The sequence below is a fragment of the Acrocarpospora corrugata genome (genome assembly GCF_009687845.1).
Classification (GTDB): Bacteria; Actinomycetota; Actinomycetes; order Streptosporangiales; family Streptosporangiaceae; genus Acrocarpospora; species Acrocarpospora corrugata.
Genome location: NZ_BLAD01000066.1, coordinates 92,204 through 100,676, shown reverse-complemented (window position 1 = coordinate 100,676; position 8,473 = coordinate 92,204). Strand labels below are relative to the sequence as shown.

At 69.3% G+C, this 8,473-nt stretch carries 9 protein-coding genes; 7 read left to right on the top strand and 2 right to left on the bottom strand.

From position 1 onward, the window contains the following. Window positions 1-52 precede the first annotated feature (52 nt). Window positions 53-226: a hypothetical protein gene (locus tag Acor_RS42360; protein WP_170317089.1), complete on the bottom strand. Its 174-nt coding sequence runs from the start codon at window positions 224-226 to the stop codon at window positions 53-55. Between the two features lie 26 nt (window positions 227-252). On the opposite strand from Acor_RS42360, the gene Acor_RS26370 reads away from it, so the two are divergent. The 6 genes from Acor_RS26370 (at window position 253) to thrS (ending at window position 7,200) form a co-directional block, all read left to right on the top strand. Continuing rightward, the gene (locus Acor_RS26370) at window positions 253-870 is read left to right on the top strand and encodes a hypothetical protein (RefSeq protein ID WP_218034495.1); all 618 of its coding nucleotides are present in this window, start codon (window positions 253-255) and stop codon (window positions 868-870) included. Window positions 871-1,251: 381 nt separating this feature from the next. Beyond that, window positions 1,252-2,499 (top strand): BtrH N-terminal domain-containing protein, encoded by a 1,248-nt coding sequence (locus Acor_RS26365; RefSeq protein ID WP_218034489.1) that lies wholly within the window; start codon window positions 1,252-1,254, stop codon window positions 2,497-2,499. A gap of 63 nt (window positions 2,500-2,562) precedes the next feature. Further along, window positions 2,563-3,420 carry a sulfotransferase family protein gene (locus tag Acor_RS26360; protein ID WP_155339428.1) on the top strand — a complete coding sequence of 286 codons (858 nt, stop codon included), beginning with the start codon at window positions 2,563-2,565 and terminating at the stop codon, window positions 3,418-3,420. Further along, window positions 3,417-4,556 (top strand): glycosyltransferase family 4 protein, encoded by a 1,140-nt coding sequence (locus Acor_RS26355; RefSeq protein WP_155339427.1) that lies wholly within the window; start codon window positions 3,417-3,419, stop codon window positions 4,554-4,556. Before Acor_RS26360 ends, Acor_RS26355 begins: the two co-directional genes overlap by 4 nt. 22 nt (window positions 4,557-4,578) lie before the next feature. After that, complete coding sequence (locus tag Acor_RS26350) at window positions 4,579-5,172, top strand: glycoside hydrolase family 25 protein (protein WP_170317088.1); 594 nt, start codon at window positions 4,579-4,581, stop codon at window positions 5,170-5,172. Between the two features lie 57 nt (window positions 5,173-5,229). Next, on the top strand, window positions 5,230-7,200 hold the full coding sequence (gene thrS, locus Acor_RS26345) for a threonine--tRNA ligase (protein WP_155339425.1): 1,971 nt from the start codon (window positions 5,230-5,232) through the stop codon (window positions 7,198-7,200). A gap of 48 nt (window positions 7,201-7,248) precedes the next feature. Here thrS and Acor_RS26340 read toward each other — a convergent pair whose 3' ends face one another. Next, window positions 7,249-7,740, bottom strand: coding sequence for an Asp23/Gls24 family envelope stress response protein (locus tag Acor_RS26340; RefSeq protein WP_170317087.1), 492 nt, complete (start codon window positions 7,738-7,740; stop codon window positions 7,249-7,251). 209 nt (window positions 7,741-7,949) lie between these two features. Here Acor_RS26340 and Acor_RS26335 point away from each other — a divergent pair, with 209 nt between their 5' ends. Further along, window positions 7,950-8,426 carry an HIT family protein gene (locus Acor_RS26335; protein ID WP_422664838.1) on the top strand — a complete coding sequence of 159 codons (477 nt, stop codon included), beginning with the start codon at window positions 7,950-7,952 and terminating at the stop codon, window positions 8,424-8,426. The last annotated feature ends 47 nt before the right edge of the window (window positions 8,427-8,473 follow it).

Sequence of the window (8,473 nt, the reverse complement as noted above, 5' to 3'; positions counted from 1 at the left end):
GGAGAACCCCCGGACCAAGCCCTGGCTTCAGCCCCGCCCAACTTCCGGGCCGTTAGGCGTCCGGCGGGTTCTGTGGTGAGGACGCGGTGGCGTGGCGTTCGCGGAGTTTGGTGCGGATTTCGTCGGGGGTGTAGGCGCGGCGGCGGCGTTCGGAGCGGGCTACCACGACTCCGGTTGCCGCTACGCCCGCGAAGGCGGCCAAACCGAGGATTTTCCACCAGCGCATGTGCTTAGGGTAGCGGTGTGAGTGGGATCAGTTTGGATGAAGCGCTGAATCTGACCAGGACTGGGGACGTCTGGGTGTTCCGGGGGCGGTCTGTGCCCGATCGGGCTATTCAGATGACGACCAACAGTCCGGTGAATCACGTGGGCATGTCGGTGGTGATCGAGGATCTGCCGCCGTTGATGTGGCACGCGGAGCTGGGGCGGTCGCTGCCGGACATGTGGGCGGGGACGCGGCAGCGAGGAGTGCAGTTGCACGACCTGCGGGAGGCCGTGGTCGTGTGGGGGAACAGATACGGGCAGCGGGGGTGGCTGCGGCAGCTTGAGCCGGCGGTGACGCGGGAGATGGAGGACGCGGTACTGCGGATCGTGGCCAGGCTGGACGGGACGCCGTTCCCGTCGACGGCCAGGCTGGCGGGCCGGTGGCTCCGGGGACGGCTGCCGTCCCGACGATCCCGCGAGATGGCGCTGGAGAGCGCCTACTGCGCGGAAGTGGTCGCGGTCACGTACGAGGAGATGGGCCTGCTGTCGGATCGCCGCAAACCGAACTGGTACGACCCCGGACGATTCTGGAGCGGCGACGACCTCGGACTGGCCACCGGATTCCACCTGGGCGAGGAGATAGCGGTACAGATCCCCAAAAACTGACCACAGAACTTTACAGTACTATGCGCCTTTTGTCCGGTTTGTCGGGTATACAGGTATATATCCGGTCAAGTCAAGGGGGCGTTGTGGTTCGGCTCATGGGGGTCTTGATGATCCTGGTCATGATAGGCGGGCTGGCCTATCTGATCGCCATCGACCTGCTGGGACAGTAGGCACGGGGGTTGGGTGCCCCCTACACTGAGGCTCGGCGCGCTCTCGCGCCGAACCTCCTCAGCGGGCACCCACGCGGCTCGCCGGACGCGGAGGCAAAGGGGACCTCGAGCGCCTCGGGAGAAGCGGGTCAACCAGGACATCCGACCTTGCGGCAAGCCGGATCAGCGGGCGTGGGCCGGGTTCCGGCGCGCGCCGCGAGCGGAGTCACGCATGACCGGCAAGAAGCAGCTGAAGACCCGGATCCGGGCCCGGATGGCCAAGACCGGCGAGAGCTACACGACGGCGCGACGGCACCTGATCGGCCAGGCCGACGGCCCGGCCGTCGATGGCGGCTGGCGCCTGCACGGGGGACGCCACCCCGGCAGCGCCGCGATCACCAACATCCTGCGCAACGGCGGGGCCGAGGTCAGCGAGCCGCTGGTGTTCCTGGCCGGCGGCGGGATCGGCGCGGGCTACATCCTGTGGGAGTTCAAGCACAACGACAGCCGCGCGCTGGTGCTCGGCTTCCGCAACCAGTGGCAGTACCCGCAGCGCTGGCTGGAGAAGACGCTCACCCGGCTGGGCGTGAAGTTCGACGTGCACACCACCGGCGGCGCCAGGGCCGCCTCACAGCGGCTGGCGGCCGAACTCGACGCGGGCCGCCCGTCTGTGATCATGCCGGACCGCTACCACATCGGCTACTGGCACGCCCCCGCCCACCTGGACGGATACGGCGGCCACCCGGTGGTCGCCTACCGCCGCGACGACACCGGCGTGTACCTGGACGACCGCAACCTCGCCCCGCTGCGGGTGCCCCAGGAGAAGGTGGACGCGGCCAGGGCGAGGGTCGGCTCGTACAAGAACATGCTGGTCGTGCCGCATCCGGGGGAGCTCGCGCCGATCGAAGCGGTACGGGCCGGGCTCCGCGACTGCGCCGAGCATCTGTCGCTGCCGTCGGACTCGTTCTCGCTGCCCGCGTGGCGCAAGTGGAGCCGTACCATCCTGGACGGCAAGTCCGCCAAGGGGTGGCCGAAGGTCTTCGCGGACGGGCGCGGGCTGGCCGGGGCGATGCTGTCGGCCTGGGAGGAGATCGAGCCGGTCGGCCACGAGGGCGGCAACCTGCGCGACCTGTTCGCCGACGGCCTGGACGAGGCGGCGCCGCTGCTGGGGCTGCCGCTGGACGAGCTGGCGGCCGAGTTCCGGCGAATCCACGTGCTCTGGCACGAGTTCGCCGAGGTGGCGCTCCCGGACGCGGAGTACGGGCGGCTGCGCGAGCTGACGGCGGAGATCAGCGAGTCCTTCGCCGCCGAGGGAGCCGTCCCGGCGGAGGCCACCCGGGAACTGTGGGAGCTCCGGGCCGAAGCCGACCGGGCGGTCGTGGACCTGGACCGCTTCGCCGAACTGAGTGAACGGCTCGTCGAAATCTACGAATCCGAAACGCACGCGATCGCCGAACTACGCGCCATGATCACAGGATAAAGGCGCGTATTTGAGGGCATGCACCCAGAGAATTCTCAGGAACGCCACCTAAGGTCCCCCTGCATGAACTGGAAACAGAAGGTGAACTCCGCGCTGGGGGAGTTCACCGGGTTCCATCTCGCCAAAATCGGCGGCGAGGCCGGACCCGCCCAGGCTCCCGAGCCTGCCGAGGTCCGCCCGCCCGCCGACGCCAGGACCGACCGGCTGCTCCGCGCGCCCGTGTTCGTGATGTCGCCGGTCCGGTCCGGGTCCACCCTGCTCCGCGCCCTGCTGAACGCGCACCCCCTGCTGCACGCGCCGCACGAGCTGCACGTCCGCCGCCTCAAGGTCGACTTCGGCACATCGCTCGCGGAACGCGCCATGCACGCGCTCGGCCACAACCAGGCCGATCTCGAACACCTGCTGTGGGACCGGGTACTCCACCGCGAACTGCTCCGGAGCGGCAAGAGCCACATCGTGGACAAGACCCCCGCGAACGCGTTCGCCTGGGAGCGCATCTCGACCTGCTGGCCGGACGCCCGGTTCGTCTTCCTGCTCCGGCATCCGGTGTCGATCGCCCGCTCCTGGCACGAGGCCGATCCGGTCAAACGCACCGCGGACGAGGCTGCCGCCGACGCGCTGCGGTACATGAAGGCCGTCCAGCGCGCCCGCAAGGGCCTGACCGGCCTCACCGTCCGCTACGAGGACCTCACCGCCGCCCCCGAGACCGAAGTCCGGAAGATCTGCGAGTACCTCGCGATTCCGTACGAGCCGGGAATGCTCAAATACGGCGAGCAGACCGTGCTGACCAAGGGTCTCGGCGACTGGAAGGACAAGATCCGCTCCGGCGCGGTCCAGCCGGGGCGCGACCTGCCCGCCGACGACGACGTTCCCGACCTGCTCCGCCCGATGTGCGAGCGCTGGGGGTACCTGAGCTCGTGAAGATCCGTTACCTCCTTCTGCACGCGTACGGGATGGGCGGGACGATCAGGACGGTGGTCGGGCAGGCCAACGCCATGGCCGCGCTCGGCCACGACGTCGAGCTGGTCAGCGTCGTCCGCCGCCGCGACGATCCCCAGTTCCGGATCGACCCCCAGGTCGCCGTCAGCGCCCTGGTCGACGAACGGGCCGGGCGCGGCGAGGTCACCTTCAAGGACCGGGTGATGCGCCGGCTGCGCGGCAAGGCCGTGCCGTTCGGCGAGTTCGCCGCCCGCTACTTCACCCCGCAGGTGGAACGCGCGGTCACCGCGTACATCGCGGGCCTGGACGACGGCGTGCTGGTCACCACCCGGCCCGCGCTCAACCTGATGGCCGCGCGGCACGCGCGGCCCGGCCTGGTCACGGTCGGCCAGGAGCACATGAACCTGCGCACCCACCACGAGGCCGTCCGCAAGTCGATCGCCCGCTGGTATCCCAGACTGCGGGTCGTGGCCGTGCTCACCCGCACCGACCAGGCCGACTACGAGCGGCTCGCGCCCGGCGTGCGCACCGTGCACATCCCCAACGCGGTCTCCGGCGCCGGCCGCAGGCGCTCCGCCCTGACCACGCCCACGGTGATCGCGGCCGGGCGGCTGCGCGTCCAGAAGGGCTTCGACCTGCTCATCCCCGCGTTCGAGCAGATCGCTCCCGGCCGCCCCGACTGGCGCCTGGACATCTTCGGCGAAGGCCAGAAACTCCAGGAACTCAAGAAACTGGTCACCCAGCCACGCCAGGTACGGCTCCGCGGACGCACCCCCCACCTCGACGAGGAACTCGCCGGCGCCTCCATCTTCGCGCTGAGCTCCCGGTTCGAGGGCCTGCCCATGGTCATGCTCGAAGCCATGGCGCACGGCCTGGCCGTCGCCGGGTTCGACTGCCCGACCGGCCCAGGCGACGTGATCGTGGACGGCGTCAACGGCCTGCTCGTGCCGCCTGAGGACGTCGAAGGACTCGGCCGCGCCATCGCCCGCCTGATCGACGACGCCGAACTGCGGGAACGCCTCGGCGCGGCGGCGCTGGAGACGGCCCGGCTGTACTCGCCCGAGGCGGTGATGCCGCGCTGGGAGCAGCTCTTCACCGAACTGCTCGCGGCGCGTTAGCGCGGTCATTACCCTCATACCGGTGATCCAGGGCATCGATGTCTCGGACTGGCAGGGCGCGATCGACTGGTCCGCGCAGGCCGAGACCGACATGGAGTTCGCGTTCGCGCGGGCGACCGAGGGCGACGGCGTCGTGGACGCCCGCTTCACCGAGAACTGGGCCGCGATGGGCCGCAGCGGCCTGGTCCGCGGCGCCTACCACGTGGCCCGCCCCGACGGCGACCCCCTCACCCAGGCCAGGCACTTCCTGGACACGGTACGGCTCGCGCCCGGCGACCTGGCCGCCGTCGAGTTCAAACGCGGCGACGCGTTACCCGCCGACCGGGTCGCCGCGTTCGGCCGCCGCTGGTGCGCCGAGGTGGCCCGCCGCTGCGGCCTGCGCCCGCTCGTCTGGACCCACGCCCACTTCGCCGCCGAAGGCCACTGCGAGGGGCTGGAGACCTATCCGCTCTGGATAACCGCCCCCGGTCACCCGATGGGCCGCCCCGCGGTGCCGCCGCCATGGCACTCCTGGACCATCCACCAGTACGCCGGCAGCCCGATCGACCTCGACTTCTTCGCCGGGACACTGGCCGAACTGCTGGCCCTGGGCGCGCCCGACAAGCGAGCGAAATAGGTCCGCGGATCCCGGTAGAGTCGGCCCGACATCTGTTCTTGCCGTGAAGGAGCCATCGTGTCTGCCGCCCCAGAGATACACCTCACCCTCGCCGGAGCCGAGCGTGCGGTGGCGGCGGGGACGACGTATGGCGAACTGCTCGAAGCCGACGGCCGGACCGTGATCGCGGCCCGCGCCGGGGGCGAGTTGAAGGACCTCGCGGCCGTCGTCGCCGAGGGGGTCGACGTCAAGCCGGTCACGGTCGACAGCGCCGACGGGCGGGCGATCCTGCGGCACTCTGCCGCGCACGTGATGGCGCAGGCCGTCCAGGAGCTGTTCCCCGAGGCCAAGCTGGGCATCGGGCCGCCGGTCGAGAACGGGTTCTACTACGACTTCGACGTCAAGGAGCCGTTCACGCCGGACGACCTGAAGCGGGTCGAGAAGCGGATGCGGGAGATCGTCAAGCAGGGGCAGCGGTTCGCGCGGCGGCCGGTGTCGGACGATGACGCCCGGGCGGAGCTGGCGGCGGAGCCGTACAAGCTGGAGCTGATCGGGCTCAAGGGCGGCGCGTCCGCGGAGGACGGCGCGAACGTCGAGGTGGGCGGCGGGGAGCTGACCATCTACGACAACCTGGATCCGAAGACCGGCGAGCTGTGCTGGAAGGACCTGTGCCGGGGGCCGCACCTGCCGACCACCCGGGTCATTCCGGCGTTCAAGCTGATGCGCTCCGGCGGGGCGTACTGGCGGGGGAGTGAGAAGAACCCGCAGCTGCAGCGGATCTACGGGACGGCGTGGGAGTCGCGGGAGAAGCAGGAAGAGTACCTGGAGTTCCTGGCCGAGGCGGAGAAGCGCGACCACCGCAAGCTGGGGGCCGAGCTGGACCTGTTCTCCTTCCCCGACGAGCTGGGCTCCGGGCTGCCGGTGTTCCACCCGAAGGGCGGCACCATCCGGCGGGTGATGGAGGACTACTCGCGGCGCAAGCACGAGGAGGCCGGCTACTCCTTCGTCAACACGCCGCACATCACCAAGGACAACCTGTACAAGACCTCCGGGCACCTGGAGTGGTACGCGGACGGGATGTTCCCGCCCATGGAGCTCGAAGGCGCCAAGTACTACCTCAAGCCGATGAACTGCCCGATGCACAACCTGATCTTCCGGGCCCGCGGGCGCTCCTACCGCGAGCTGCCGCTGCGTACCTTCGAGTTCGGCACGGTCTACCGGTATGAGAAGTCCGGCGTCGTGCACGGGCTCACCCGGGTCCGCGGCCTGACCCAGGACGACGCGCACATCTACTGCACCCGCGACCAGATGCGCGACGAGCTCAAGTCGCTGCTGCGCTTCGTGCTCGACCTGCTGCGCGACTACGGGCTCAACGACTTCTACCTGGAGCTCTCCACCAAGGACCCGGTCAAGTTCGTCGGCACCGACGAGGACTGGGCCGAGGCCACCGAGACGCTGCGCGAGGTCGCCGAGTCGGAGAAGCTGGAGCTCGTGCTCGACCCCGGCGGCGCCGCGTTCTACGGGCCGAAGATCTCGGTCCAGGCCCGGGACGCGATCGGCAGGACCTGGCAGATGTCCACCATCCAGCTGGACTTCAACCTGCCGGAGCGCTTCGACCTGGAGTACTCGGCCTCGGACGGCACCCGCCAGCGGCCCGTCATGATCCACCGGGCGCTGTTCGGCTCGATCGAGCGGTTCTTCGGCGTGCTGACCGAGCACTACGCGGGGGCGTTCCCCGCCTGGCTCGCCCCCGTCCAGGTGATCTGCATCCCGATCGCCGACGCGCACGCGCCCTACCTGCTGGACGTCGCCGAGCGGCTCAAGGCGAAGGGCATCAGGGTCGAGGTGGACGCCTCGGCCGACCGGATGCAGAAGAAGATCCGCAACGCGCAGAAGTCGAAGGTGCCCTACATGCTGCTCGCGGGCGACGAGGACATCGCCGCCGGCGCGGTGTCGTTCCGCTACCGCAGCGGCGAGCAGAAGAACGGCGTGCCGATCGAGGACGCCATCGCCGAGATCGTCGACACGGTGGAACGCCGGCTGAGCTGAGCCCGCGGCCGATACGGCTCCCGCGGGAGCCGTATCGGCTCCGGCCGGTCAGGCGCTTTCGGCTTCGGCCTCCTCGCCCGGGAGGCGTACGTCGTCGACGGTGACGTTGACCTCGACGACCTCCATGCCGAGCATCTGCGCGACCGAGGTGGCCACGTTCGACTGGACCTCGGCGGCCACCTCCATGACCACATGCCCGTAGACGATCACGATCGTGACGTCGATGGCGACCAGGCCGTCCTGGATCTCGGCCTTGACGCCCTGGTTGGCGCGCTTGGAGCCGAAGCCGATCCTGTCCCGGACCGACTCGAAGGCGCGCTCGAAGTCGCCGCCCAGGTCGGCCACGCCCGGGACCTGGAGCGCGGCCAGCGCGGTGACCTTCTCCACCACTTCGTCGGCGACGGTGATCTTGCCTTTCAGGCCGGACACCGAGATGGCGTCGGAGTGCGGCGTCTCTTCGGCCGGCGTCTCGTCGATCTCGTTGATCTCGTCGTCGATGACGGATCCGGCGGTCTCCTCGTAGGACACGACTTCGGTCATGTTGATCATCTCCTCGGGGGGTCAGGGCTGGAATTCTGCCGGAAGATCTGGAGCTTTGTCCGGCGATAGGCCCGTAGGCGCTGACCGGCAGGGGATCCGCCGGGCGGAGCCGGGCGGGTCATATGCTGGCCGTCATGACAGACGACCCGGGACCGCCGTCGGGGGCGGGCGAGGACGACGCTTTCGGACGGCTCTGGACTCCGCACCGGATGGCTTACATCAAGGGCGAGAACAAGCCGACCGGGACCGGTGCTGATGACGGCTGCCCGTTCTGCGAGATCCCGAAGCGGGACGACGCGGACGGGTTGATCGTCGCTCGGGGGTCGGTGGTTTATGCGCTGTTGAACCTTTATCCGTATAACTCCGGACATTTAATGGTTTGTCCGTACAGGCACGTGGCGGATTACACCGACCTCGACCACGCCGAAACCGTCGAACTGGCAGATTTCACAAAACGCGCGTTGCACGCGCTCCGCAAAGCCAGCGGCGCCCAGGGCTTCAACGTGGGGATGAACCTGGGACATGTCGCCGGCGCGGGAATCGCGGCCCATCTGCACCAGCATGTCGTCCCGCGCTGGGGCGGCGACACCAACTTCATGCCGGTGATCGGCCGAACAAAAGTGCTCCCCCAGTTGCTACGCGACACCAGGCAACTGCTGGTGGACGCATGGCCGGTGGAACTGTGAGTCCCGGCTGAGCGCGGACTCGGATCGTCGGTGGCTACCGTTACAGT